This window comes from Lentzea albida (genome assembly GCF_900111005.1).
Taxonomy (GTDB): domain Bacteria; phylum Actinomycetota; class Actinomycetes; order Mycobacteriales; family Pseudonocardiaceae; genus Lentzea; species Lentzea albida.
Genome location: NZ_FOFV01000019.1, coordinates 48,285 through 72,100, shown reverse-complemented (window position 1 = coordinate 72,100; position 23,816 = coordinate 48,285). Strand labels below are relative to the sequence as shown.

26 protein-coding genes are annotated in these 23,816 nt (G+C 69.1%); 9 read left to right on the top strand and 17 right to left on the bottom strand.

From position 1 onward, the window contains the following. On the bottom strand, positions 1–393 hold the full coding sequence (locus BMY74_RS35600; protein ID WP_089923533.1) for a VOC family protein: 393 nt from the start codon (positions 391–393) through the stop codon (positions 1–3). A gap of 56 nt (positions 394–449) precedes the next feature. Between BMY74_RS35600 and BMY74_RS35595 the strand changes: the two genes are divergently transcribed. After that, on the top strand, positions 450–830 hold the full coding sequence (locus BMY74_RS35595) for a VOC family protein (RefSeq protein WP_089923530.1): 381 nt from the start codon (positions 450–452) through the stop codon (positions 828–830). Here the strand turns inward: BMY74_RS35595 and BMY74_RS35590 are convergent. The 4 genes from BMY74_RS35590 to BMY74_RS35575 form a co-directional block, all read right to left on the bottom strand. Then, on the bottom strand, positions 827–1,177 hold the full coding sequence (locus BMY74_RS35590; protein WP_089923526.1) for an MmcQ/YjbR family DNA-binding protein: 351 nt from the start codon (positions 1,175–1,177) through the stop codon (positions 827–829). The two genes, BMY74_RS35595 and BMY74_RS35590, sit on opposite strands and share 4 nt — an antisense overlap. A 7-nt stretch (positions 1,178–1,184) precedes the next feature. Next, entirely contained in the window at positions 1,185–1,616 is a 432-nt protein-coding gene (locus tag BMY74_RS35585; protein ID WP_245786538.1) for a MarR family winged helix-turn-helix transcriptional regulator, read from the bottom strand. 708 nt (positions 1,617–2,324) lie between these two features. Then, positions 2,325–4,487 carry an excinuclease ABC subunit UvrB gene (gene uvrB / locus BMY74_RS35580; protein WP_177230087.1) on the bottom strand — a complete coding sequence of 721 codons (2,163 nt, stop codon included), beginning with the start codon at positions 4,485–4,487 and terminating at the stop codon, positions 2,325–2,327. 55 nt (positions 4,488–4,542) lie between these two features. Further along, positions 4,543–5,655 (bottom strand): DUF5685 family protein, encoded by a 1,113-nt coding sequence (locus BMY74_RS35575; RefSeq protein WP_089923521.1) that lies wholly within the window; start codon positions 5,653–5,655, stop codon positions 4,543–4,545. Positions 5,656–5,705: 50 nt separating this feature from the next. Between BMY74_RS35575 and BMY74_RS35570 the strand changes: the two genes are divergently transcribed. Both BMY74_RS35570 and BMY74_RS35565 read left to right on the top strand, forming a co-directional pair. Beyond that, a complete protein-coding gene (locus tag BMY74_RS35570) occupies positions 5,706–6,215 on the top strand; it encodes a ribonuclease FAU-1 family protein (protein WP_089923518.1) in 510 nt (169 codons plus the stop codon). Between the two features lie 265 nt (positions 6,216–6,480). Further along, complete coding sequence (locus tag BMY74_RS35565) at positions 6,481–6,822, top strand: hypothetical protein (RefSeq protein ID WP_245786537.1); 342 nt, start codon at positions 6,481–6,483, stop codon at positions 6,820–6,822. Here BMY74_RS35565 and coaE read toward each other — a convergent pair. The 3 genes from coaE to rpsA form a co-directional block, all read right to left on the bottom strand. After that, entirely contained in the window at positions 6,798–7,946 is a 1,149-nt protein-coding gene (gene coaE / locus BMY74_RS35560) for a dephospho-CoA kinase (RefSeq protein WP_089923513.1), read from the bottom strand. The two genes, BMY74_RS35565 and coaE, sit on opposite strands and share 25 nt — an antisense overlap. Before the next feature lie 9 nt (positions 7,947–7,955). Then, positions 7,956–8,576 carry a hypothetical protein gene (locus BMY74_RS35555; RefSeq protein WP_143091841.1) on the bottom strand — a complete coding sequence of 207 codons (621 nt, stop codon included), beginning with the start codon at positions 8,574–8,576 and terminating at the stop codon, positions 7,956–7,958. 657 nt (positions 8,577–9,233) lie between these two features. Next, the gene (gene rpsA, locus BMY74_RS35545; RefSeq protein WP_045315762.1) at positions 9,234–10,724 is read right to left on the bottom strand and encodes a 30S ribosomal protein S1; all 1,491 of its coding nucleotides are present in this window, start codon (positions 10,722–10,724) and stop codon (positions 9,234–9,236) included. Between the two features lie 179 nt (positions 10,725–10,903). Here rpsA and BMY74_RS35540 point away from each other — a divergent pair, with 179 nt between their 5' ends. The 6 genes from BMY74_RS35540 (at position 10,904) to BMY74_RS35515 (ending at position 16,340) form a co-directional block, all read left to right on the top strand. Next, positions 10,904–11,737, top strand: a complete 834-nt coding sequence (locus BMY74_RS35540; protein ID WP_089923498.1) for a class I SAM-dependent methyltransferase — start codon at positions 10,904–10,906, stop codon at positions 11,735–11,737. An 11-nt stretch (positions 11,738–11,748) separates the two neighbouring features. Beyond that, positions 11,749–12,669 (top strand): GNAT family N-acetyltransferase, encoded by a 921-nt coding sequence (locus BMY74_RS35535; protein ID WP_089923496.1) that lies wholly within the window; start codon positions 11,749–11,751, stop codon positions 12,667–12,669. A gap of 78 nt (positions 12,670–12,747) precedes the next feature. Further along, complete coding sequence (locus BMY74_RS35530; RefSeq protein ID WP_089923493.1) at positions 12,748–13,377, top strand: ATP-binding cassette domain-containing protein; 630 nt, start codon at positions 12,748–12,750, stop codon at positions 13,375–13,377. Beyond that, on the top strand, positions 13,374–15,248 hold the full coding sequence (locus BMY74_RS35525; RefSeq protein WP_089923489.1) for a YhgE/Pip domain-containing protein: 1,875 nt from the start codon (positions 13,374–13,376) through the stop codon (positions 15,246–15,248). The genes BMY74_RS35530 and BMY74_RS35525 overlap by 4 nt, the downstream gene beginning before the upstream one ends. After that, the gene (locus tag BMY74_RS35520; protein ID WP_177230086.1) at positions 15,245–15,814 is read left to right on the top strand and encodes a TetR/AcrR family transcriptional regulator; all 570 of its coding nucleotides are present in this window, start codon (positions 15,245–15,247) and stop codon (positions 15,812–15,814) included. Before BMY74_RS35525 ends, BMY74_RS35520 begins: the two co-directional genes overlap by 4 nt. A 73-nt stretch (positions 15,815–15,887) precedes the next feature. Beyond that, positions 15,888–16,340: a hypothetical protein gene (locus BMY74_RS35515; protein ID WP_089923482.1), complete on the top strand. Its 453-nt coding sequence runs from the start codon at positions 15,888–15,890 to the stop codon at positions 16,338–16,340. 4 nt (positions 16,341–16,344) lie between these two features. Here BMY74_RS35515 and BMY74_RS35510 read toward each other — a convergent pair whose 3' ends face one another. From BMY74_RS35510 to BMY74_RS35470, 9 genes are all read right to left on the bottom strand, one after another. Next, positions 16,345–16,857 (bottom strand): Rossmann-fold NAD(P)-binding domain-containing protein, encoded by a 513-nt coding sequence (locus BMY74_RS35510; protein WP_245786535.1) that lies wholly within the window; start codon positions 16,855–16,857, stop codon positions 16,345–16,347. Further along, complete coding sequence (locus BMY74_RS35505; RefSeq protein WP_089923479.1) at positions 16,854–17,426, bottom strand: P-loop NTPase family protein; 573 nt, start codon at positions 17,424–17,426, stop codon at positions 16,854–16,856. The genes BMY74_RS35510 and BMY74_RS35505 overlap by 4 nt, the downstream gene beginning before the upstream one ends. Positions 17,427–17,514: 88 nt before the next feature. After that, positions 17,515–17,718 (bottom strand): cold-shock protein, encoded by a 204-nt coding sequence (locus tag BMY74_RS35500; protein ID WP_089923476.1) that lies wholly within the window; start codon positions 17,716–17,718, stop codon positions 17,515–17,517. Positions 17,719–17,899: 181 nt separating this feature from the next. After that, positions 17,900–18,412 carry a hypothetical protein gene (locus BMY74_RS35495; RefSeq protein ID WP_089923472.1) on the bottom strand — a complete coding sequence of 171 codons (513 nt, stop codon included), beginning with the start codon at positions 18,410–18,412 and terminating at the stop codon, positions 17,900–17,902. 39 nt (positions 18,413–18,451) lie between these two features. Continuing rightward, on the bottom strand, positions 18,452–19,498 hold the full coding sequence (locus BMY74_RS35490) for a Gfo/Idh/MocA family protein (RefSeq protein WP_089923467.1): 1,047 nt from the start codon (positions 19,496–19,498) through the stop codon (positions 18,452–18,454). Positions 19,499–19,675: 177 nt separating this feature from the next. Further along, entirely contained in the window at positions 19,676–20,920 is a 1,245-nt protein-coding gene (locus BMY74_RS35485; protein WP_089923464.1) for a Gfo/Idh/MocA family protein, read from the bottom strand. Between the two features lie 257 nt (positions 20,921–21,177). Then, positions 21,178–22,644 carry a DUF8189 domain-containing protein gene (locus BMY74_RS35480; RefSeq protein WP_143091840.1) on the bottom strand — a complete coding sequence of 489 codons (1,467 nt, stop codon included), beginning with the start codon at positions 22,642–22,644 and terminating at the stop codon, positions 21,178–21,180. Positions 22,645–22,810: 166 nt separating this feature from the next. Next, positions 22,811–23,272: an NlpC/P60 family protein gene (locus BMY74_RS35475; protein ID WP_089923458.1), complete on the bottom strand. Its 462-nt coding sequence runs from the start codon at positions 23,270–23,272 to the stop codon at positions 22,811–22,813. A gap of 24 nt (positions 23,273–23,296) precedes the next feature. Continuing rightward, a complete protein-coding gene (locus BMY74_RS35470) occupies positions 23,297–23,809 on the bottom strand; it encodes a GNAT family N-acetyltransferase (RefSeq protein ID WP_177230085.1) in 513 nt (170 codons plus the stop codon). Positions 23,810–23,816 lie beyond the last annotated feature (7 nt).

Here is a 23,816-nt window from a genome sequence, read left to right as displayed (position 1 = left end):
TCACTGCACGCAGAACTCGTTTCCCTCGGGGTCGAGCATCACGACCCAATGTCCCTTGGAGTCCTTGAACTCCTGGACCTTGGTGGCCCCGAGGGACACGAGCCTCTCCACCGCCTCCAGCCCGGCGTTCACGTCGAGGTGGAGGCGGTTCTTCGCTGTCTTGCCCTCGGGCACGCGCTGGAAGAAGAACCGCGGGCCGCCGCCCTCGGGGTCGATGATCGCCGAGAAGTCGTTGATCGATTCGAAGGGGATGTTGTTCCTGACCGCGAAGTCCTCCCACGAGTCGAACCCGGGAGGCGGCGGCTGCACCACGTAACCGAGTGTCTCCGCCCAGAAAGCGGCCAGCTTGCCGGGGTCCGCCGCGTCCATCGTGACCTGGATTCCGATTGCCATGACAGCACCGTAGGACCCAATGCGGACAACCACTGTCCGGAGTAGCGTGCCGTCCCATGTCACGTCCTGTGCACTTCGAGATCCACGCCGCAGATCCCGAGCGGGCGCGGAACTTCTACACCTCGGTCTTCGGCTGGAAGGTCGAACAGTGGGGCGACATCCCCTACTGGACCATCGTGACCGGAGACGACGACCAGCCGGGCGTCAACGGCGGCCTGCTCCCCCGCCGGGGCCCCGAGCCGGCGGCGGACGCACCCGTCCACGGCTACGTCATGACGATCGGCGTCCTCGACATCGACGCCACCATCGCGGCCATCGAGGTCAACGGCGGCACCGTGGCCCTGCCGAAGGACAAGGTGCCGGGCGTGGGCCTGCTCGCCTACTACCGGGACACCGAGAACAACATCTTCGGCGTCCTGCAACCGGAAGACCGCTAGACGGCAGGCCGTTTCCTCTTCGGCAACCGCGCGACGACGGCCTCGTAGGACCCGTCCACGAGTTCCAGCAGGTCGTCGTCGGGCACGGCCCCCTTGAGCGCGATGGTGTTCCACCCGTACCGCCCGACGTAGCCGCTCACGGTGACGTCGCCGGGAAAGCGCTCCCGCCACACCCCGGCGGCCTCCGCGTCGGCACCGCACTTCAGGCCGACCGTGTGCAGGTCGAGCCCGATGAAGGCGAACGCCTTACCGCCGACCTTGCACACCAACTCGGCCTCGCCCCACGGATACGTCTCCTCCGCACCGGGCTTCCCGGCGCAGTAGACGATCAACTCATCCAGTGTCACAACAGGATTATCGCGCACCGAACACGGCGACGAAGCGCGAGAACAGCCGGGCGAACTCCGCCCGCTCCTCCTCGCTCCAGTCGGCCATGGCGACCGCACAAGCACTTTGCCGCGCCCGGTGCAGCTCAGCGGACGTGGCCCGCCCCCGAGGCGTCCGCACGAGCAACACCCGCCGCCCGTCGGCCTTGTCCGCGATCCGTGCCACCAACCCGGCGTCGACAGCACTGGTCACGAGCTTGCTGGCACGGGGCTGATCGACGTGCAAAGCCAAGGCAACACTGGAAACCGTGGCCTGGGCCCCGGTCCGCTCCGCCGCCTCCACGACATCAAGAACGTCAAACGCCGGAACAGCCAGCTCTGCCAACGCCCGACGTGACTGACTGCGCCGCACAGCGATAAGCGCCTGCTCCACCGCGGCGAGGTGGGAGTCCACATCCACCCCGAGATCATGGCCGTCCGAGCCCCTGACGAAAGCTGTCAGCGAACATCTCACCCCAGAGGGCGATTTACGCGGGAAGCGCAAATCGTTATGACCACACGGGATTACGCACCGGCACGGCGATCTAACTCAGCGCACGCGGCGATCCACAGTAGACACAGCGATCCCGCGATGCCGAGGGCGAGCCGAAGACGAACGGTCCTGCCGGACGGCGACACCGGCAGTCGCCGACGCACGGAGGAGCGGCGTGCGAACCCGACGCGATGCCGCACACCGCTGGCCGAGGTGCTTGCCGTGAAGCTCCTCGGGAGATGCGGCGCCGAGGCGGCGCACCTCCGCACAGCGACTGCGATCGCCCGCCGAGGCTGCGGGTCCCGCATCGCCTCCCCGACGAACTCCGTCAGCCCATGCCGTCCACTCACACGGACCGTCCGCCATGCGAACTCGACGCGGTCGCCGCCCTTGTACGCGTCGGCGACGAAGTCCGCGAACGGCCAGACAACGGCCGACGACCGGAGTGACGTGCACGGTGCAGTCGATCTCGCGCACCGCGGCTTTCCGGCCGCCGAAAGCGCCTCGAGAGCCGCCCATGACGGATCTCGCAACCGGGGCATGCGGCCCGGAGAACAGACTCCAGGCCACCCGCGCCGGCCAACTCCTCGTACAGCGATTCCCTCGCGCCGCCCACGCCACCGGCGGCGCCGGGGATCACTTGACGCCGGCCGCGTCCATCCCCCGCAGCTCCTTCTTGAGGTCCTGGATCTCGTCCCTCAGCCGGGCCGCCAGCTCGAACTGGAGGTCCCGAGCCGCGTTCATCATCTGGTCGGTCAGCGACTGCACCAGGTCCGCCAGCTCCGAGCGGGCCATCCCGGCCCGCTCGTGCGACGCCACGACACCGGACGACCGGCCGCTCTCGCCGGCGGCCCGCTTGCCGCGGGACGCGTTGCGGCCTGAGCCGCCTACCTGGACCTCGTCCTCCGCCTCGGAGTAGACGGCCTCCAGGATGTCGGTGATCTTCTTGCGCAGCGGCTGCGGGTCGATGCCGCGCTCGGTGTTGTAGGCGACCTGCTTGGCCCGGCGGCGGTTGGTCTCGTCGATGGCGTGCCGCATCGAGTCGGTGATCTTGTCCGCGTACATGTGGACCTCACCGGACACGTTGCGGGCCGCGCGGCCGATGGTCTGCACGAGCGAGGTGCCGGAGCGGAGGAAGCCCTCCTTGTCGGCGTCCAGGATCGCGACCAGCGAGACCTCCGGGAGGTCGAGGCCCTCGCGGAGCAGGTTGATGCCGATCAGCACGTCGAACTCGCCGAGGCGGAGCTGCCGCAGCAGTTCGACGCGGCGCAGGGTGTCCACCTCGGAGTGCAGGTAGCGGACCCGGATGCCCAGTTCGAGCAGGTAGTCCGTCAGGTCTTCGGCCATCTTCTTGGTCAGCGTCGTGACCAGCACGCGCTCGTCGCGCTCCGCCCGTTCGCGGATCGAGTGCACCAGGTCGTCGATCTGGCCCTCGGTCGGCTTCACGACGACCTCAGGGTCGATCAGGCCGGTCGGGCGGATGACCTGCTCGACGAACTCGCCGCCGGACTGGCCCATCTCGTACGGGCCGGGCGTCGCGGACAGGTACACGACCTGGCCGATGCGGTCGGCGAACTCCTCCCACGTCAGCGGGCGGTTGTCGAGCGCCGAGGGCAGGCGGAAGCCGTGCTCGACGAGGTTGCGCTTGCGGGACGCGTCGCCCTCGTACATGCCACCGATCTGCGGCACCGTCACGTGCGACTCGTCGATGACCATCAAGAAGTCGTCCGGGAAGTAGTCGAGCAGCGTCGCCGGCGCGGTGCCGGGGCCGCGGCCGTCGATGTGGCGCGAGTAGTTCTCGATGCCGTTGCAGAAGCCGACCTGCTTCATCATCTCCAGGTCGTACTGCGTGCGCATGCGCAGGCGCTGGGCCTCCAGCAGCTTGCCCTGGCGCTCCATCTGCGCGAGCGTCGTCTCCAGCTCGGCCTCGATGTCGCGGATCGCGCGCTCCATGCGCTCCGGGCCCGCCACGTAGTGCGTCGCGGGGAAGATCCGGAGGTCCTTGACCTCCTTCACCACGTCGCCGGTGAGCGGGTGGAGGTAGTAGAGCTTGTCGATCTCGTCGCCGAAGAACTCGACGCGGACCGCGAGCTCCTCGTAGGACGGGATGATCTCGACCGTGTCGCCCCGGACGCGGAACGAGCCGCGGGTGAACGACATGTCGTTGCGGGTGTACTGCACGTCGACCAGCAGGCGCAGGAACGCGTCCCTGTCGACCTCCACGCCCACCTCGAGCGGGATGGAGCGGTCGAGGTACGACTGGGGCGTGCCGAGGCCGTAGATGCACGACACCGACGCGACCACGATGACGTCGCGCCGGGTCAGCAGCGACATCGTGGCCGAGTGGCGCAGGCGCTCCACGTCCTCGTTGATCGAGGAGTCCTTCTCGATGTACGTGTCCGTCTGCGGGATGTACGCCTCGGGCTGGTAGTAGTCGTAGTAGCTGACGAAGTACTCCACCGCGTTGTGCGGGAAGAGCTCCTTCAGCTCGTTCGCCAGCTGCGCGGCCAGCGTCTTGTTCGGCGCCATCACCAGGGTGGGGCGCTGCAGCTTCTCGACCAGCCACGCCGTCGTCGCCGACTTGCCGGTACCGGTGGCACCGAGCAGCACCACGTCGCGCTCGCCGGAGCGCACGCGGCGTTCGAGGTCGGCGATCGCCGCCGGCTGGTCGCCCGCCGGCTGGTACTCGCTGACCACGCGGAACTGCCCGTCGGTGCGGACGATGTCGCCGACGGGACGGTGTTCGGAGTGCGCCTTGACGGTGCTTTCCTCTGGCGGGAGCTCGGTTGCGAAAGCCACGGGAAGCACGTTACGCCGGAGGTCTGACAATTTCCGATTATGCCTGTTCAGAGCCCTAATCGCACGGGCAACAGCAGCAGTCGCAGCAGTTGCAGTCGCAGTTCGGGCCGCAGTCGCCGCCGTCACACCCGTCGCGCCGCTTGTCGCTCCACGGGCCCGGGAACGGGTCGCGGCAGCAGAACTGGCAGGTGCCGCACATGTAGAGGAACGCGCCGCAGCCCTCGAAGCACCCGCGCGGCTGCCGCTGCCAGTTCAGCCTCGGGTACGCCCACAGCCCGCTGCCCGGATCCGACCAGCGGTGCTTGTCCGGCGGGTACTCGTGCCGCCGACGCTTGCCGAAGACCCGGATCACCGACTCCTCGAGCTCGTGCACCATCAGCTTGTGCATGAGGCGGCCGTCGGTGAACTCCACGTCCTTCAGCGCCAGCCTGATCCCCGCCAGGGCGTCCAGGCACAGCCGGTGCGCCTCCTCGACGGACGTCCCGGTGGCCAGGAGCGGGTTCCACGCGCCCGAAGCCTTGTCCTCCTCCAGGTCCTCCGCGGCGTCGATCAGGTGCGCCACCCGCCCGAACAGCCTCCCGACCTCGCGCAACGGCTCCACGTTGCCCGGCCTGCCGGCGATGACGGCGGTCTGCCCGACGGCGAACGCGGTCGCGGTCTCGGTGGGTTCGGTCACGACGAGGACGGAGCTGCCCAGCCCGGCCCCACCCTCCACGTCGGACTGGCGCCGGACCGCGTCCACCATCACCGACGCGTCGAAGCCGAGGTCGGACGCCGTCTCCAGGCCCTTGGCGGCCCAGCGCCGCGCCATCGCGCGCCCGGCCCACGGCACCTTGGCGGCGAGCCCGTCCCCGTCGTCGACGTGGTCCTGGATCTTCAACGAGGCGAGCACCAGCGACACCGACGCCGCCAGCCTCGTCCCGGACCCGATGGCCACGTCCGCGGACTTCATGCCCCGCAACGCGCACGGCCCGGCGGAGCGCCGTGAGACCGAGGACTGCGCCTCCACAGCGGCCGAGATCATCAGCCCGTCGTAGTTGGTGACGAGCCGCGAGAGGTGGCCGTGCTCGTCGCGCAACGCCAGGCACATTCCACAGAGGTGTGAGAGCCACGCGGACCGCAGCTCAGCGCCCATTCTGTTGCGACAGGGGCGGATGATCCCGAACATGCGCGGCATCCTAAGTGGCCGCGGGGCCCGGCGATGGCAGTATCGCTGACGTGGCACACATCCATCCGCCGAAGATCGAGTACTTCGACCTGGACGCCAAGAGCAACACCGATCCCAAGGGGCAGCTGAGGAGGGTCGACGAGTTCCGGCTCACGCCGACGGGCCTCTACATGTTCCGGCCGCTCGCCGGGCATCCGAAGATCAGCCACTTCGAGAGCTGGTTCCTGCCGAAGCTGAACCTGCGGGTCACGCGCCAGTCGTGGCACCCCGGGCACCAGCTCGACTTCGACTTCTACGTCGACGTCGTGGAGATCAACGCGATCGGCAGTGTCTGGAAAACAACCGATCTGTACCTCGACCTGATCGTCCGAACGGGCCACAGCGTCACTGTTTTGGACACGGACGAGTTGATCTCCGCAGTTCAACACCAACTCGTCTCCCCGGAACGCGCGCAATGGGCGTTGGAGACCACCTACTCGGCGGTGTCGGGCATTTCAGCGCACGGTCACGATGTGGTCCGGTGGCTCACCTATTCGGGTTGCCCCACGACCTGGCGTTGATACACAGAGTGTGATCGTCATCTGACCGTGACGTAACAAATCAACCCGGCGTGTAACTGGGCGCACTTATTTGACTACCCTCGGCGGCGTGGGAGCGGTCACTACACCTCAGTTGGTCGATGTCGTCGACACCATTTCGGGCGTGCGCTCATATTCGTCCGGCGGCTCGCGAACGCTCAGTTCGTGTTATGTCGAACGGTGGGGTCTTCGAATCGAACACCCCACACCGGAAGACCCGTTCTCCGACTCCGAGGTCAGCTGGCTGATGCCCGAACTGGGCCTGCGGCTGACCACTCACCGCCCGCGTTCGCGGCACGCGCGCACCAGCCCGAGCGTGCTGTCGGCGGTGCGGGTCGAGCGCGACCACCGCCACTGGCAGACCACCGACCTGTTGCTGGGCCTGGCCGTCCCCGGCGGCACGGTGGCCCGCATCGTGCGCAGCGAGGACTTCGCCGCCGCGGTCGCGGGTCGCGTCCTGCGCCCCGGCGACGCCGACCAGGCGCTGCGCACGGTCCACCGCACCCTCGAAGAGCTCAGCAACGTCAACCACAACCTGACGTCGTGGCTGACGTGGCACGGCATCTACGACGCCTGGCCGCCCCTGTAGGCCTCGACGCGCCGCACCGCCGCCACCATCCACGGCTCCTTCGCGTCCCCGTAGGCGAACCCGTCACCGTCGGCCGCGAACCGTTGTGACAGCTCCAGTTTGAGGTTCGCGTACTCCTCGCGCGCCTGCGCGTCGTGCCGCAGCCAGTCGCGGAAGTCGACCGCCCACCGCCAGTTCGCCGCGCCCTCGACCCGCAGGTGCAGGTTGACCCGCCGTCCGGGGTCGGCGCCGGCGTGCAACCGCTTGTCCCACCCGCCTTCACCGCGCGGTGTGTCCTCGTACGGCCCCACGTACGGGAACCCGGCCTGCGCCAGCGCTTCCCGCAGCCCGTCGGCGGTCTCCACGTCCTCGACCGCGAGCTGGAAGTCGAGCACGTCCTTGGCCGCGAGTCCCGGCACCGACGTGGACCCGATGTGCTCCACGTGCCTGCCGCCCGCCGCCAGGCTGATCCGCCGCGCGATCCGGAGCGCCTGCGCGGGCCACGTCTCGTCGTACGGCACGACCTTCGGCGCCCCGGACGCGTACGACTGCGTGCGCACGTTCTTCTCGAACCCCACCAGCCGGTCCCACAACGCCGTGACGTCCGGAACCTCACCGCTGTTGTCCAGCCACACGTCCGCAACGGCCCGCCGCTGCTCGTCGGTGGCCTGCGCGGCGATCCGCTTCTCGGCGTCCTGCCGGTCCATCCCCCGGCTGCCGACGAGCCGCTCCAGCCGCGTCGCCGAGTCCGCGAACACGACGATCACCAGGTGGTACACGGCCGCCATGTCCCGTTCCACCAGCAACGGGATGTCGTGCACGACGATGGCGTCCTCGGGAGCCTCGGCCATCCGCTGCCCGGTGAGCGCCCCGATCCGCGGGTGCGTGATCCCGTTGAGCGTCTGCCGAGCCTCCTCGCTAGCGAACGCCTTGGCCGCCAACGCGGCCCGGTCCAACGTGCCGTCGGCGTTGAGCACGTCCTCACCGAACGCCTTGGCGACCTCCGCCAGCCCGTCAGTGCCGGGCTCGAGCACCTCACGCGCCAACTTGTCCGCGTCGATGACCACGGCCCCGCGCTCCGCGAGCAACCGCGCGATCGTCGACTTCCCGGACCCGATTCCCCCGGTCAACCCCACCCTGAGCATGCCGCCAGGTTAGACGGGCGGCGTCATCGACTGCTGGGCGAGCACCGGCAGGATCGCGACCAGCTTCTCCTTGGGGATGAAGTTGTTGCGGTTGCGCACCACGAACGTCGACTTGCCGAGCGACCCGATGAGCAACTGCTCGTCCTTGCCCTCGACCAGCATCCCCTTCTGCTTGCCGACGTCGACCTCGGTGACCTTCGCCCCCTCGGCCCGCTCGGCCTCGACGCTCTCGTTGACACGAGTCCGCGCCGTCAGGTCGTCCGTGTACGTCGACAACCCGATGACGATCTTCGCGTCCGGCAGGTTCCGCTTCTCGGGAATGCCGTAGTAGCAGTCGATCTTCCCGGTGCGCCCGATCCCGGGCTCCTTGATGCCGACGATGATCCGCGGCTCCCCGGGCAACTCCTGCCCGAGCGTCGCGTTCATGACCTCAGCGGGCACCACGAGCTCGCAGTCGTCGGGCAGCGCCGGACGATCGACCATCACCGGCGTCCGGGAGGGCGTAGTGGGCGGCGTGATCTTCGGAATCTGCGGCGGCGGCGCCTGAGTCTGCGGCACAGCAGTGGAGCACCCCGCACAGACCGCCAGCACACCCGCGCCCAGTGCCACGAAGAACCTGTTCCCACGCATAGGTTTGTCAACCTACACAACGAGGTTGGGCCTCCACCACAGAGTGAACGGGTGGACCTCGGCGCGCCTTTGGACGGAGGCCAACGGGGTGGCGCGGACGGGCTGGGGGTCGGGCTGACGCGAGGGGGCCGGGGGCGTGGGAGCGTGGCGGAGCGGAGGGAGTTGGGTTGGGGCGGCAGGCAGAGGCTGGCGCGGGTCGAGCAGCGGGTACGCCTGACCGACGCGACGCCGGAGGCGAGCCGTGCGATAGGTGCGATGCCGCAGGCGAGCCGTCCTGAGCAATGAGGTACCGGCGGTGGGGTCCCATCACGAGTCGCGCCACAGCACTTGCTGCACCTGAGGGGTGGGGTCAAGTCGACACGCTCTTCGTCGACTTGACCCCACCCCTCAGGTGTGGCCCGCTCTTGGTGCGGCTTGGGACGGGACCCCACCGCCACCGCAACCAAACCAAGCAACCGGCGGCCGCTCTAAGCAACAGGCGTGCCATCAGCCTGCCCCCAGCGCTGGCCCCCATCTCAGATTGCCGGGGTCTGGGGGGCAGAGCCCCAGGGGAAGCACGCAAGGCGACCAGGCCGCACGCAACAAGACACACGACAAACACAGCAAAAGGCCCCCGCACCCCAAAGGGTGCGAGGGCCAAAGCGTCTAGCTAGCGACTCACATGCCGCCCGACAGCTTCTCGCGCAGAGCAGCGAGCTGCTCGTCGGAGGCCAGCGTGCCACCCGACTGGGCCGGCGCGCCGACGGAAGCGGAAGGAGCGTCGCCACCGGAGGTGTAGTTGCCCGCACCCTCGGCCGAAGCCTCTTCCTCGGCCTCGGCGGCCTTGCGGATCTGCTTCATGTGGGCCTCGTAACGAGTGTGCGCCTCGGCGTACTGGCGCTCCCACTCCTCACGCTGCTTGTCGAAGCCGTCCTGCCACTCCTGGGTCTCCGGGTCGAAGCCCTCGGGGTAGATGTAGTTGCCCTGGTCGTCGTACTCGGCGGCCATGCCGTACTGGGTCGGGTCGAACTCGGTGTCGACCGTGAAGCCCTCGTTGGCCTGCTTGAGCGACAGCGAGATGCGGCGGCGGTCCAGGTCGATGTCGATGACCTTGACCATGACGTCGTCGCCGACCTGCACGACCTGCTCCGGGATCTCGACGTGGCGCTCGGCCAGCTCGGAGATGTGGACCAGGCCCTCGATGCCCTCGTCCACGCGGACGAACGCACCGAACGGAACCAGCTTCGTGACCTTGCCCGGCACGATCTGGCCGATCGCGTGGGTGCGGGCGAACTGGCGCCACGGGTCTTCCTGCGTGGCCTTCAGCGACAGGGAGACGCGCTCGCGCTCCATGTCGACGTCGAGGACCTCGACGGTGACTTCCTGACCGACCTCGACGACCTCGGACGGGTGGTCGATGTGCTTCCAGGACAGCTCCGAGACGTGGACGAGACCGTCGACGCCACCCAGGTCCACGAAGGCACCGAAGTTGACGATCGAGGACACGACGCCCTTGCGGACCTGGCCCTTCTGCAGCTGGTTGAGGAACTCGCTGCGGACCTCGGACTGGGTCTGCTCGAGCCACGCGCGGCGGGACAGGACCACGTTGTTGCGGTTCTTGTCCAGCTCGATGATCTTCGCCTCGAGCTCGCGGCCGACGTACGGCTGGAGGTCGCGGACGCGACGCATCTCGACGAGCGAGGCGGGGAGGAAGCCGCGGAGGCCGATGTCGAGGATGAGACCACCCTTGACGACCTCGATGACCGTGCCCTTGACGGGCTCGTCCTTCTCCTTGAGGGCCTCGATGGTGCCCCACGCGCGCTCGTACTGGGCGCGCTTCTTGGAGAGGATCAGACGGCCTTCCTTGTCCTCCTTCTGGAGAACAAGCGCCTCGACCTCGTCACCGACCTTGACGACCTCGTTGGGGTCGACGTCGTGCTTGATCGACAGTTCGCGCGAGGGGATGACGCCCTCGGTCTTGTAGCCGATGTCGAGCAGGACCTCGTCCCGGTCGACCTTGACGATCGTGCCCTCAACGATGTCGCCGTCGTTGAAGTACTTGATCGTCTTGTCGATAGCTGCGAGGAAGTCCTCCTCCGTCCCGATGTCGTTGATCGCGACCTGCTTGGGCGCAGCGGCAACGGGGGCGGTGGTGGTGTCGGTGGACATTAGGTAGGTGGCTCCGGTACGGATTGGCATTGATGGCTTGGTAGTGGTGCGCGCGCAGCGTCGCAGCGACCTGGAATCCGGCGGTCTTGGATCATGGGCAGCACTAACCCACTACGCACGCGATATCGTACGCGGCCGCGAGACGCGCAAGCAAACCAGCCCCCATGTGAAGGAGCAGTGTGTCCAACCAGCACGCGAGCGCGGAACAGGCGCTCGGCACCGCCGGGATCGTCAAGCGCGGGGCGGACGCCGCGGAGTCGCGCGTGGCGAACCGGATCTGGTGGGACGCGGACGCCGACGACTACCACGAGACGCACGGCGACTTCCTGGGCGCGGCGGACTTCGTGTGGTGCCCGGAGGGGCTGCGCGAGGAGGAGGTCGCCTTCCTGGGTGAAGTCGCTGGTCAGCGCATCCTGGAGGTCGGCTGCGGCAGTGCCCCGTGCGCGCGCTGGCTCAAGGCCGGCAAGGCCGACGTCACCGCGTTCGACATCTCCTCCGGCATGCTCCGGCACGCGCAGAAGAACAACGCCGAGACCGGCATCGACGTCCCGCTCGTGCAGGCCAGCGCCGACCAGCTGCCGTTCCGCGACGACTCCTTCGACGCCGCGTGCAGCGCGTTCGGCGCCGTCCCCTTCGTGGCGGACGTCCAAGAGGTCTTCAGCGAACTCGCCCGCGTGCTCCGGCCCGGCGCGCCCTGGGTGTTCGCGGTCAACCACCCGATGCGGTGGATCTTCCCGGACGACCCGGGCCCGCTCGGGCTCACCGTCACGCAGTCGTACTTCGACCGCACGCCGTACGTGGAGGTCGACGAGGAAGGCAGGGCCACGTACGTCGAGCACCACCGCACCCTCGGCGACTACGTCAGGGCTCTCACGAACACCGGTTTCGCGGTCGAGGACCTGGTCGAGCCCGAGTGGCCGAAGGGCCACACCCGCAACTGGGGCCAGTGGAGCCCCCTGCGCGGCAAGCTCTTCCCCGGCACCGCGATCTTCCGGACCCGCCTGACGTCGTAACCTGACGTGCCATGACCTCGGCACGCGGACTAGTGGCGGCCCAGTCAGCCCGTTTCGCCTCACTGGACCCGTTACTCCCACCCGCCACCGAACCGCCCGCGGACGGACACGTCCTCACGGCGGCGCTGGCGGACGGCACGCGCGTCGCCGGGGTCGTCAACCACGAGACCTTCGCCCCGCACACGACCACGCGGCTGTGGTCGGCGGCCGAGGTGTGGGAGATGCTGCCGCTGGTCGGCGGCTCGCAGGGCATGGACGCGCTGCTCACGCGCTTCCGCCGCCACCTCGACACGCAGGAGATAGGCGACGACACGGCGTGCGTCGTGCACTGGCCGAGTCGCGACACGAAGGCCGCACGGGCGTTCCTCGACCACGGGCTCGTGCCGCTCTCGGTGCTCGCCGTGCGCTTGAGGACGCCGGCGCAGCACGTCTCGCGCACGCTCACCATCCGCCGTGCGACTCCGCACGACCTGGAGACGGTCCTCGAACTGTCGCTCGCGGAACTGGAGTACTCCTCCTACGTGGGCTCCACGATCGTGCGCCCGGACGCCGCCCAGGTGAAGCGCCGCGCGCTCGTCGAACGCCTGAAGGCCGCGAGTCCCATCTGGCTCGCCGAACGCGACGGCATCGCCGTGGCGCTCGCCGAGTGCGCGATCGTGTCGTCCGAGCCCGGCACGGCGGCGGCCGCACGACTCCCCCGCGGCCGCTGGGGCTACGTGAACTGCGTCTCCGTGCTGCCCGGCGCCCGCGGCAGCGGCATAGGCCAGCAGCTCCTCGCCCACGCCCACCAGGAACTGCACCGGATGGGCGCGGTCGGCACCTACCTCTACTACAACCCGCCGAACCCCCTGAGCAGCGTGTTCTGGCCCCGCCAGGGCTACCGGCCGCTGTGGACCGTCTGGGAAGTACGCCCCGCCGCAGCCCTTAGGTGACCTATGTCCGAGTTGCCAGCGGCCGAGGTCTGCGCGAGAATTTGCACTGACCGGTCAGTTTAAAGGGAAGGTAATGCCGTGGAGATCCACGCAAGTCGCGCAGGTGTCAACGGGGGCCATGGTCCCCTGCTCCGGCCGACTTCGCTGACCGTGAAGCCCGGTGAGCTGACCCTGGTCGCGGGCGAGCCCGGCAGCGGGCACACGGCACTGGCCCTCCTGCTCTCCGGCCGCATGAAGCCCTCGACGGGCAGCGTGTCCCCGGACGCGAAGACGCTGCGCAAGCGCGTCGTCCTGGTCGACGCCCCCGAGGTGAACGAGCCGGAGGAGGCGCTGACGCTCAGCGCCGTCGTCGGCGAGGAGCTCGCGATGAACCGCATGCCGTCCGGCAAGAAGGCGGTGCACGACTGGTTGGTGGAGCACGCCGCCGACGAGCACGCGGACAAGCGCTTCGAGTACGTCCCGCCGAAGACCCGCTGCGCGGTGATGCTCGAACTGGCCGCCGCACGCCCCGGCGTCACGGCGCTGGTCCTCGACTGCCCCGACCGGTACCACCCCGACCCGCGCGAGTGGCTCGCACTTGCCCACGACTTCGTGACCCCCGAACGGTCCGTCGTCGTCCTGTGCTCGAACTCCTCCGCCCACATCCTCGACATCCCGCACGCGCGCCTTGGTGAGGACAACGACACCAAGATGGAGATCACCGCATGAGCGCCCTTCGCATGGCCTTCAACGAGCTCCGCCGGATCACCTCCGGCAAGCTCCCCAAGCTCGCCGTCCTGGCTCTGGCGCTCGTGCCCCTGCTGTACGCGTCGCTGTACCTCTACGCCAACAAGGACCCGTACGCGAACCTGAACAACGTGCCCGCCGCGCTGGTCGTGAAGGACAAGGGCACCCAGGACCTCAACGCCGGCAAGGACGTCGCCGACGAGCTGCTCAACGGCAGGAAGTTCAACTGGAAGGTCGTCGAGGACGCCGACGAGGGCGTGCGCAAGGGCGACTACATCTTCGCGTTGACGCTGCCGGAGGACTTCTCCGAGGCGCTCACGTCGGCGGAGCAGAACAAGCCGCGCCAGGGCGTGCTGACCCTGACCACCAACGACGCCAACAACTACCTGGGCTCCACGATCGCGAACCAGGTCGTGAACGAGGTCCGCCGGGCCGTCACCGCGAAGGTCTCCACCGAGGCCGCGGACAAGCTGCTGCTCGGCTTCTCCACGATCCGCCAGGAGACCACCAAGGCCGCCGACGGCGCGAAGAAGGTCGCCGACGGCAACGCGACGTTGCGCGACAAGATCACCGAGCTCGACACCGGTGTCCAGAAGCTCGCCCCCGGCGCAGCGCAGCTGAGCAACGGCCTGCACGAGTTGCGGCCGCAGACCGCGCAGTTGCCCGACGCCACGAAGAAGCTCGCCGACGGCGCGCGCCAGGTCGCCACCGGCAACGAGACCGCCGCCACCGAGGCCGAGACGTACGCGAAGAAGGCGCAGGAACTGGTCGGCGGGCTCGACCAGTTCAACGGTGACCTGGCCACCCGGCTGCGCGCCCTCGGCTTCACCGAGGAACAGGTGCAGCGCGTGCTGACCACGCTCGGCCAGGTCCGCAAGCCCGTCGACGACGCCAACGCCAAGGTCCAGGGCGCGGCGGGCGACCTGCGCAAGCTCGCGAACGGCGCGGACCAGGTCGCCGACGGCGCCGAGCAGCTCTCGGCCAAGATGCCCCCGCTGGCCGCCGGCGTCGCCAAGCTGGACGACGGTGCCACGGCGTTGAACGCCGGTTTGCAGCAGGCGGCAACGGCGACGCCGCAGCTCAAGGACGGTGCCACCCAGCTCGCGACCGGTGCGGCCGAGCTGAGCACCGGCCTGTCCGGCGGCGTCGACAAGATCCCGAACCAGGACGACCCGACCCGCGCCGCGATCGCCCAGGCCATCGGTGACCCGGTGGCGGTGCGCGGCCTGTCCCAGACGAAGGCCGCGACGTACGGCGCGGGCCTCGCCCCGTTCTTCCTGGGCCTGGCGACGTGGATCGGCGCGTTCGTGCTGTTCCTGCTGCTGCGCCCGCTCTCACGCCGTGCGCTCGCCGCCGGTCAGTCAGCGCTGCGGGTCGCGTTGGGTGGCTGGTTGCCAGGTGCGCTACTCGGCATCGTGCAGGTGCTCGTGATGTTCACGGTCGTACGGTTCGTGGTCGACATCGAGCCGTCGAATCCCCTCGGCACGTTCGGCTTCCTCGCACTGATGTCATTGACGTTCGTGGCGATCTTGCACGCGCTGAACGCCGCGTTCGGCGCCGTCGGCAAGTTCCTCGGACTGATCCTGCTGATCCTGCAGCTGGTCAGCGCGGGAGGCACGTTCCCGTGGCAGACGATCCCGGTGCCGCTGTACCCGCTGCACTACGGCCTGCCGATGGGCTACGCGGTCGACGGCCTGCGGCACCTCATGTACGGCGGTGACCTCGGCAGCGTCGGAAAGGACGCGCTGATCCTTCTCGCCTGGCTGGTCGGAGCCCTAGCCTTGTCGTCCGTGGCGGCCTACAAGCAGCGCGTGTGGACGGTGTCCAAGCTGAAGCCGGAGCTCGTGCTGTGAGCGCGCGGACGACGGCGACCAAGCAGAAGCTCTTCGACGCGGCGCTGAAGCTCGTCGGCGAACGGGGCGCCGCCTCGGTGACCGTCGACGAGATCGCGGCGGAGGCGGGCGTCGCCAAGGGCACGATCTACTACAACTTCGCCTCGAAGGACGCCCTGGTCGAAGCGCTTCTGCACCACGGCGTGGAGATCCTCGCGGGCAGGCTGCGCTCCGCCGAGGGCTCCGAGGACTCGCTGGAGGCGCTGGTCGACGAGATGCTCGGCTTCTGGGCCGAGTACCCGGCGTTCGGCCAGCTGCTCGTCTCGGAGCTGTGGCGCACGCCCGGCCAGTGGCACGGCACGCTCAAGCTGCTGCGCGACGACATCGTCTCGATCGTGCGCGGTCAGATGAAGCGCCTGTCCGACGCGGGCCGGCTGCCCGAGGGCGTGGAGGTCGGCACCGCGTCGGCGGCGTTGTTCGGCACGTTGCTCGTGATCGCGCTCGACTGGCAGGTGTTCCAGCCGGAGCGGTCGCGGGCGGAGGTGCGGGACTCGGTCATGCTGCTGGTGCGGGGACTGGGCCGCTGACGGGTCCGCAACGCCCGATCGAGCGACGCGTTCGACCGAGCGGGGCAACATCCCCGCCGGTACGAACGAAGTCATGCCAAAACTCCTGAGCATCGCCGCCGTCCTGCTCGCCACCGCCGCCCTCACCGGCTCCCCCGCGCTGGCGGACCCCGAGCCCGTCAAGGCCACCGCCGACTTCCAGGAGGCGGTCTTCACGCCCGTCGACGGAGTCCTCGACCTGGAGGAGACACCCGACGGCATCAAGGTCACCGGCAGCTTCCAGAAGGGTTTCGCCTCCGCGGCGCCGACCGACTACCAGCTGGTCGTGCTCGACGGAGCCGAGGTGGTGCTCGACTTCAGCGAGGACTTCCAGCAGGTCGCCGAGATCGAGGCCGCGCAGGTCACCGAGTTCACGTTCGTCACGAAGACCAAGCAGAAGATCGCCGACGTCCGCAACGAGGACGTGGTGGTCCGTCAGCTCGTGGACGTGGCGGCCGGCATCAAGGTGCAGGCGGAGATCGGACGGGCGAAGATCGAGAAGGTCTGAGACGTCAGCGGGCGTCCTCGTGGTGCAGCGAGGGCGCTCGCCCGCTCAGGCCGCGTTCCACCGCGTCCAGCACGGCGCGGTTCGTGCGCACCGTGGCGTCGTGCGTGAAGTGGGCGAGCAGGACCTGCTGTGTCGGGTGCGGCAGCACCGGGTCGGGTACCGGTGCGGATGTGTGCACCTCCACCACCGGCGCGCCTTCTGCGAGAAGGTGCCGCACGGCGTTGAGCACACTCACGCGATAGCTGTCGTGCACCCACGCGACCAGCAGGTTCACTTGATCGCCTCCGAGCTCGTACTCGACCTCGGATGCCAGCGCTTCGGGCCGGGCCCAGTCGGCCCTCACCCACGTCGGGCGGTGGCCGTGCGAGATCGACGCGCGCGCCGCCCTGCCTGGTCCGTCGTCGGCCATCAGCGGTTGTCTGCGCGACGGCAGCACCACCCGCCACTCGTGTGCCACCAGGTGGCTCACGCATCCGGCCAGCATGCCTGTCCCGCCGAGCACCAGCGCCGTTCTCACCGGGCACGCTCCTCCCCGACCGAGGCGAGCGGCCCCGAGAGCCACCGCTCCACCTGCCACTGGCCGCGCAACCGCACGACCACGACGTCGTCGACCAGGGCGAGCACCCTGGCCCGGTTGCGGCGGTAGCTCCTCGGCCCCCACCGCAGGATGTGCTCGGAATCGGTGAACACCGACCACAGCGGGGACTCCTGGTTACCGTTCCACAGCTCGGCCCTGGCCGCGCGGCGCCGGACCGTGCGGAACACCAGCCTGCCCACCACCGTGGGGAACGGGTGGTCGAGCCACACCACCGTGTCCGCCCGCGCGAGCAACGCGGGCCGCGCGGCCTTGTACTGGTACTCGGTGACCCAGCGGTCCTCCCGCGCGAGCGCGGCGACCTCGCCCGCGAACTCCGGGCGCGGTGTCCACTGTGGACCCCAGTAGAGGCTGTCGAGCTCGACGCTGGGGAGGTCCCGCAGGCCCGCGATGCGCAGGCAGAGCGTCGACTTGCCGGATCCGGCGTTGCCCGCGACGAGGACGCGCCGGGGCACGTGCGGCAGCGGATCGGCTGGTCCGAGCAGCGGCATCGGGCCAGGTTAGCGAAAAGCCAATGATCACAACACAAAACGCAGGACCCCCGGGAAGTCCCGGAGGCCCTGCGTCGTCAACTCAACGTCAGAGGGCGTTGACGTTCGTCGCCTGCGGGCCCTTCTGGCCCTGCGTGATGTCGAACGAGACGCGCTGGTTCTCTTCGAGGCTGCGGTAGCCGCCGCCGTTGAGGGCCGAGTAGTGGACGAAGACGTCAGCGCCGCCGTCCTCGGGGGCGATGAAGCCGAAGCCCTTTTCGGCGTTGAACCACTTGACGGTGCCGTTAGCCATGTACTGCTTCTCCTTGATTGCTGAAGAGCGGGCCACACTGTGCGGCCGCTCCGTGGTTGGTCATGAGCTGACTTGCCCCAACCGCGAAGAAGGAGAAGTGCTCGCAACTGAAGTTCGGCGAGCGTGAGATGACACGAACACAAAACTGCAACCAGCAATGAAGTATACCCCATGCGGGCGACTAGCGCTTGCGGTGAGGCACCGCGAACCGCTGCTGCATGAGCGAGATCCTCAGGATGAGGAAGCACGCGAGCCCGGCGGCCCCGATCGCGCACAGCGTCGAAAGCGTCGAAAACACCACGTAGGCGGGGGTGTCGAGCAGCAACGACTCGAGCACGTCGCACAGGACCATGGCGAGGAAGGCGTACTGCCAGGGCTTGATCAACGGGCTCGCGACGCGCTGGTCGAACGGCACCTCGCGCTGCGCCGGGTCGCTCGCCTTCCACACCTGCGACACCATCCGCACGCCGTGTAGCGCGATCGCCTCGGCGTTGTGCGTCGCGCCGCGGTACCAGACGACGAACGCCACGGCCGCGGGCGCGATCAGCACGATGGCGAGGAAGCTCCACGACGACGAGCCGCCCTGCCAGTCGTTGATCGTGCCCCAGATCGACTCGAGGGCGACCAGCGCGATCAGGCCCATGCTCACGTAGCCGGTGACCCGGACGTCCTTCAGGTCGATGTAGATGTCCAACGCAAACGCTCCCCGAACACGGCGGACTCCGCGGGGAGACTACCGCCCGAATCCGCAGCCGAGCTCCGCGAAGGTGGCGATCTTCTCCGCGGCCCGCACGACGACCTCGTCGATGCCGTCGAGCACCACCCGGTCGCCGACGCGGCGGGCGGGCAGCAGCGGCACGTCGGCCTTGCCGCACCGCTCGGCGACGGTCGTGAACGCCCGCGCGGCGGCCAGCGGCGCGACGAGGGGCTCGCCGGTCAGCCGGTGCCGCAGGAGGTTCTCCAGCAGGTCGACGGACGGCGCGACGGCCATGCGGTGGTCGTTGACCGTGAGCCTGTCGTCGTCGTACCACCAGATGGCCTGCCCGAGCGACCCGTGCACGAGGACGACCGGTGGCAACGATGTCGTGGCGCAGAGCGTGGTGGCGACGACGACCGGCGGCGCGTCATCGGCCGTGACCCGCACACAAGCCGTGTCGTCCGCGCTGATCGTGTCGCGACACCGGTACAGCTCCAGTTCGACGCCGATGTCGGCTCGTTCCTCGACATCGGCGAGCAGCAACGCGTTCTGCAGCGCGTGCGCGAACGGGTTCACGAGCGTCCCGTCCTCACCCTGCCGGCCCGCCCACTCCGCGCGCTCGTAATACGAGTCCGTGCGCACCCAACGCCCCGCGGCGCCGATACCGGTGATGTCCCCCAACGCGCCGGAGCCGATCAACGAGCAGAGGCGGCGGTACGAGCCCGTGCCCTGTGTCTGGAACCCGACCTGGCACACCAGCCCGCGCTTCACGGCCTCGTCGGAGATCTCGTCGAAGTCCGCCACCGACACCACGGCGGGCTTCTCGACCAGCACGTCGCAGCCCAGTTCGAACGCCGCCAGCACGAGGTCGCGGTGCGTCGCGGGCGGTGACGAGACCACGACGACCTCGGGGTGCAGCTCGGCCGCCAGGGTCTCCAGGTCGGAGTAGGACGGCACCGGCACGTCGACGTCCGCCACGTCGACCACGCCGACGAACGTGGCGAGCCCGTCGTGCCCCAGCCGGACCAGGTTCTCCACGTGCCGCGCCCCGTGCCCACGAGCGCCGACCAGCGCAACACGCATCGCTCTCACCCTTCTCGGGCGGACTCCACCGCGCCCACCAGCATCAGCCGCCGTGACTGGAATATCAATGCGCCGCGCCAACCAAGACACGTTTGCGACAGCATCCGGGCACCGGCGGTCAACGCCGCCACCCGAACGGGCAATGGCGCCGCGAGCACGAAGACCGCTAAGGGGTCCTCACGGGAGGTCGAGGAGCTCGGCGACGCGGACCGGCCGCCCGGTCTCGACGCTGCGGCCGGCGGCGAACCCGGTCAGCAGCGAGAGCACGCCGTCGCGGTGCGTCGCCTTGCGTCCCAACGGGTCCTCCTGCCCGGTCGGCCCGTACAGCGCGTCGACCATGCGCCGGTCCGCACCGCCGTGCCCGGCCCGGTCGTACTCCACGGGCACGTCCACGCGTTGCTCGAACAGCCGCTGCACCGACAGCTTCGCCCAGCCCTGCTCGCGGCCGGCGTCGACCGACAGGTCCTGTCCCGACACCCACGAGTTCTCGACGACCTCGAGTTCGAGACGTCCCTTGCTGCCGTTGACCATCAGCCGGTAGCCCTCCCACGGCGAGTAGGCCGTGAGGTGGTACGTGAGGTTCGCACCGCTGGCATAGCGAACGAGCACGGACATGTCGTCCTCAATGGACACACCGGGTTCGAACGGGTTCTGGTCGCGCCGATAGCCGTCCTCGTGCCGTGCGTCGACGTAAAGCTTCTTCAGCCAGTCGTCCTGCTCCAGGTCGATGTCGAACCGCTTGTCGTGGGTGTACCCGTGGCGCTTGCCGTTCTCCTCGCCGTAGAAGAACAACCGGCCGTGCGCGTACACGGTTTCGGGCACCGATCCGACCCACCAGTTGAGCAGGTCGAAGTGGTGGGTCGCCTTGTGCACCATGAGGCCGCCGGAGTTGGCCTTGTCGCGGTGCCAGCGGCGGAAGTAGTCGGCGCCGTGCCGCGTGTCGAGCAACCACTCGAAGTGCACGGACCCGATCTCACCGACAGCGCCGTCCGCCAGCAGCGCGCGCACCTTCTCGTGGATCGGGTTGTAGCGGTAGTTGAAGGTGACCGTGACGTTGCCGTCGTTGCGGTGCACGGCGTCGAGGATCTTGCGTGCCGACGGGACGTCCGTCGTCATCGGCTTCTCCGTCACGACGTCACGACCGGCGTCGAGCGCCGCGACGATGTACGCGTCGTGGTGACGGTCGACTGTGGTCACCACGACGACGTCGACCCGTTGCTCGTCCAGCATCCCGAGGAAGTCCGCGGCGTCGTAGGTGGGGACAGGCTCGGCCAGCCGCTCGTTGTGGACGTTCATGCGGGTGCGGTTCACGTCGCAGAGCGCGACGAGCTCGCAGGTGTCCGCGTGCTCGACCGCGATGGCGTGGACGTGCCGTTGCGCCCGCGAGCCCGTGCCGACCACCGCGTACCGCCTGCGCGCCATCGCCGGTCCCCCTTGAAAAGGTTTTCGCCCACGTTAGCCAAGTCCGGCGCCGGTGGGCAGGCTCACGTAACCGGACGCCGAGACGATGGCGCACCAGTGGAAGCGGTGCCAGGAGGCAGCAAAGGCGTTCACGCACGAGAGCTATCCCGGTAACGAGGTGAAGGCCAAGGTCGCCGAGAGAGAGGTGTTCCGCAGCTGCTGGGAATGACGAAGAAGCCGGGGACGCCCGTGGCATCCCCGGCTTCGTGTCCGTCAGGTCAGCTGACCGTCTTGTCGCCCAGCACGGCCCACTGGCTCCAGCCCGCCTTCTCCTTGTAGAAGCGGCGGATCTGCTTGCCGTCGTCCGTGCGCGCGAAGACCTCGACGGTCTTCGTCTGCGCGTGGTACATCGCGGTCGGCGCCTCGGCGACCTTGGTGGTGCCGAGCTTCGCCCACGCGGTCCAGCCCTTGTCGGCGGCGCGGGAGTGCTCGACGTAGCCGCCCTCGCCGAGCTGCACGACGTCGATGGAGCCGGTCGTCGAGTTGAAGACCGCGGACGGCTTGCCGGTGCCCTTGCCGCCGAGCGTCGTCCAGACGCCCGCCGCGTACTGCTCGACGCTGCCGGACTCGGTGCGCACGAAGACCTGGTCGACGGCGACGCTCGGGTCGCTGACGATCTTCTTGTCGCCCTGGTCGGCCCACGAGGTGCCGTCCCACTTGATCAGCTTGCCGTCGGCGGAACGCGCGTAGACGTCCTTGTCGGCGACGGCCGGGTCGCCCTCGATCTTGCGGTCGCCGACCGGCGCCCACTTGTCCGTGAAGCGCAGCAGCGTGCCGTCCGTGCCGCGGGCGAGGACCTCGACGGCCTTGGTGCCGTCGTTCCAGAACAGCGTCGGCTCGCCGGCGACGGCCGTGTCGCCGAGCGCGAGCCACTGGCCGTCGACGCGGTGGTAGATCTTGCCGTCGGTGCCGCGGGCGTAGATCTCGACGATCTTGGTCTGCGGGTTCATCAGCGCGACCGGGTCGCCGGCGAAGACCTCGGGGCCGAGCTGCTGCCAGCCCGCCCAGCGGCTCGTCTTGTGGAAGTTCGTGATCACCGTGCCGTCGACGCCGCGCGCGAAGATCTCGAGCTGCTGCTGGCCGGTGTTCGAGATCTGCGGGCCCGCGCTGACGACGAGCTTGTCCGTCACCGGGGTGTCGCTGCCGGTGTCACCGCTGCCGGCCTCGAGGATGTTGTTGTAGCGCAACGGCACGTACCTGCTGGCCGTGGCGGCGCTCCACACGCGCTGCACGGGCCTGCTGCCGTCCGGGCCCGCCTGCTCGCGCACGATCGGCCGCGTCTTGGCCGCGTCGGCCCAGCCGATGAACAGCGCGACGTGGTTCTCGCGGTCGTTGAGCGCGTCGCCGGGGCGGAGGTCCTCCCGGTCGATGCGGTGCGCGACCTGCTCGAGGATGTGCGTCGTGTACGAGATCCGCAGGCCCCAGGCCATCGAGACGAAGCCGGAGCAGTCGGTGCGGTAGGCGCCGTACCTGTTGCCGAAGCAGTCGCTCTGGCTGTACGGCACGCGGGCGGCGAGCCAGGTGCGCGACCGCGCCAGGACCTCGCTGCGCGTCACCTTCTGGTTGGCCTCGTACGAACCGCAGAAGACCCCGCCCTCGGCCGCGACCGCCACGTCGGGCATGGCGAGCGTCGAGCCGAACGTGATCGCCGCGGCCGCCACCGCCAGCATCCCCCACCGTTTCATGCCGGTCACGGTAGCAAGACGATGTGAAGTTCCGGTCCGGTCGAACGTCGGGTCCTGTCCGGAACCGGACAGGTTCGCAGGGATCTTCAACGGGCGGTTCCTCACAGGTGGACCTGACCTTCCGGCGTGCGTCGTCGTCCGTTCATCGGCGGAACGGCCCATCCAGTTACTCCGACACGCTCAGGTACCGGCGCGGCACGTACAGCTCCGGCCAGGTCTCGTAGGGGTAGGTGACGGCGCGCAGCCGCGTGCGCTGGCCGCCGGCCTGCTCGTAGGCCCAGTACCGCCCCGGCTCCTCGGCCCACGCGGCGAAGATCACGACGTGCCGCGTCAGGTTGGTGCCGTCGGTGCGGATCACCACGTCGCCCGCCCGCAGTTGCTCGGCGGGGATCAGGTTGCTCACGACGGCGAGGCCGTGGGTGTCGTAGCCGCCGTGCCGGTCCTCCGGCCTGCCGGGCAGGCCCCACGCCATCGACACGAACCCCGAGCAGTCGGCGCGGTAGATGCCGTGCTCGTTCTGGTGGAACCTCGTCTGGCTGTACGGCACCGAGTCGCGCAGCCACGAACACGCGCGCTCCACGATCTCGGAGCGGAGTATCAGCGGGCCGGCAGCACGAGCGGTGGTCACCCCGCCAGCGTCGGGGTTCGATCTCTAAATCTCCTGCAAGCTCTCTATAAGGTCCGCGTCGGTGATCTCGGCGGTCACCCAGGCGAGCGGGTAGCTCAGCTGGACCGTGTCGGCGTCCCTGGTCAGCCGCACGCCCGGCAGCACCTTGCGGACCAGCGCGAGCATCGCGTGGTTGTCGGGCAGGACGTCGCCGTGCAGCACCGCGACGCCCATCCTGGCCGCGACGGACGTCAGCTCCTCCAGCAGCAGGCGGCCCACGCCACGGCGTTGCCACAGGTCCACCACCGCGACCGCGATCTCCGCGTCGCACCCGCCGGTCCTGATCACCCGCGCGATGCCGATCGGGTCACCGCCGACGCGGGCGCACACGGCCCCGTGACGTTCCCCGTCCACGTCGACGAGCACCCGGCGCGCGGACGCGGTCAGTCGCGGCGTCGGCGAGTGGAAGCGCAGGTAGCGGCTGCGCGCGGACAGTCCCGCGAACACCGCGTCGACGGCTTCTCCAGCGGTGTCGCGGTCGAGCTCGGTGACGCGCATGAGGATC

Bases quoted from the DNA above. Each gene is read 5' to 3' on its own strand.
- BMY74_RS35600 (WP_089923533.1), bottom strand. From the start codon at position 393: ATGGCAATCGGAATCCAGGTCACGATGGACGCGGCGGACCCCGGCAAG.
- BMY74_RS35595 (WP_089923530.1), top strand. From the start codon at position 450: ATGTCACGTCCTGTGCACTTCGAGATCCACGCCGCAGATCCCGAGCGG.
- BMY74_RS35575 (WP_089923521.1), bottom strand. From the start codon at position 5,655: ATGTTCGGGATCATCCGCCCCTGTCGCAACAGAATGGGCGCTGAGCTG.
- BMY74_RS35565 (WP_245786537.1), top strand. From the start codon at position 6,481: ATGCCCGAACTGGGCCTGCGGCTGACCACTCACCGCCCGCGTTCGCGG.
- coaE (WP_089923513.1), bottom strand. From the start codon at position 7,946: ATGCTCAGGGTGGGGTTGACCGGGGGAATCGGGTCCGGGAAGTCGACG.
- BMY74_RS35555 (WP_143091841.1), bottom strand. From the start codon at position 8,576: ATGCGTGGGAACAGGTTCTTCGTGGCACTGGGCGCGGGTGTGCTGGCG.
- rpsA (WP_045315762.1), bottom strand. From the start codon at position 10,724: ATGTCCACCGACACCACCACCGCCCCCGTTGCCGCTGCGCCCAAGCAG.
- BMY74_RS35535 (WP_089923496.1), top strand. From the start codon at position 11,749: ATGACCTCGGCACGCGGACTAGTGGCGGCCCAGTCAGCCCGTTTCGCC.
- BMY74_RS35525 (WP_089923489.1), top strand. From the start codon at position 13,374: ATGAGCGCCCTTCGCATGGCCTTCAACGAGCTCCGCCGGATCACCTCC.
- BMY74_RS35515 (WP_089923482.1), top strand. From the start codon at position 15,888: ATGCCAAAACTCCTGAGCATCGCCGCCGTCCTGCTCGCCACCGCCGCC.
- BMY74_RS35505 (WP_089923479.1), bottom strand. From the start codon at position 17,426: ATGCCGCTGCTCGGACCAGCCGATCCGCTGCCGCACGTGCCCCGGCGC.
- BMY74_RS35500 (WP_089923476.1), bottom strand. From the start codon at position 17,718: ATGGCTAACGGCACCGTCAAGTGGTTCAACGCCGAAAAGGGCTTCGGC.
- BMY74_RS35490 (WP_089923467.1), bottom strand. From the start codon at position 19,498: ATGCGTGTTGCGCTGGTCGGCGCTCGTGGGCACGGGGCGCGGCACGTG.
- BMY74_RS35485 (WP_089923464.1), bottom strand. From the start codon at position 20,920: ATGGCGCGCAGGCGGTACGCGGTGGTCGGCACGGGCTCGCGGGCGCAA.
- BMY74_RS35480 (WP_143091840.1), bottom strand. From the start codon at position 22,644: ATGAAACGGTGGGGGATGCTGGCGGTGGCGGCCGCGGCGATCACGTTC.
- BMY74_RS35470 (WP_177230085.1), bottom strand. From the start codon at position 23,809: ATGCGCGTCACCGAGCTCGACCGCGACACCGCTGGAGAAGCCGTCGAC.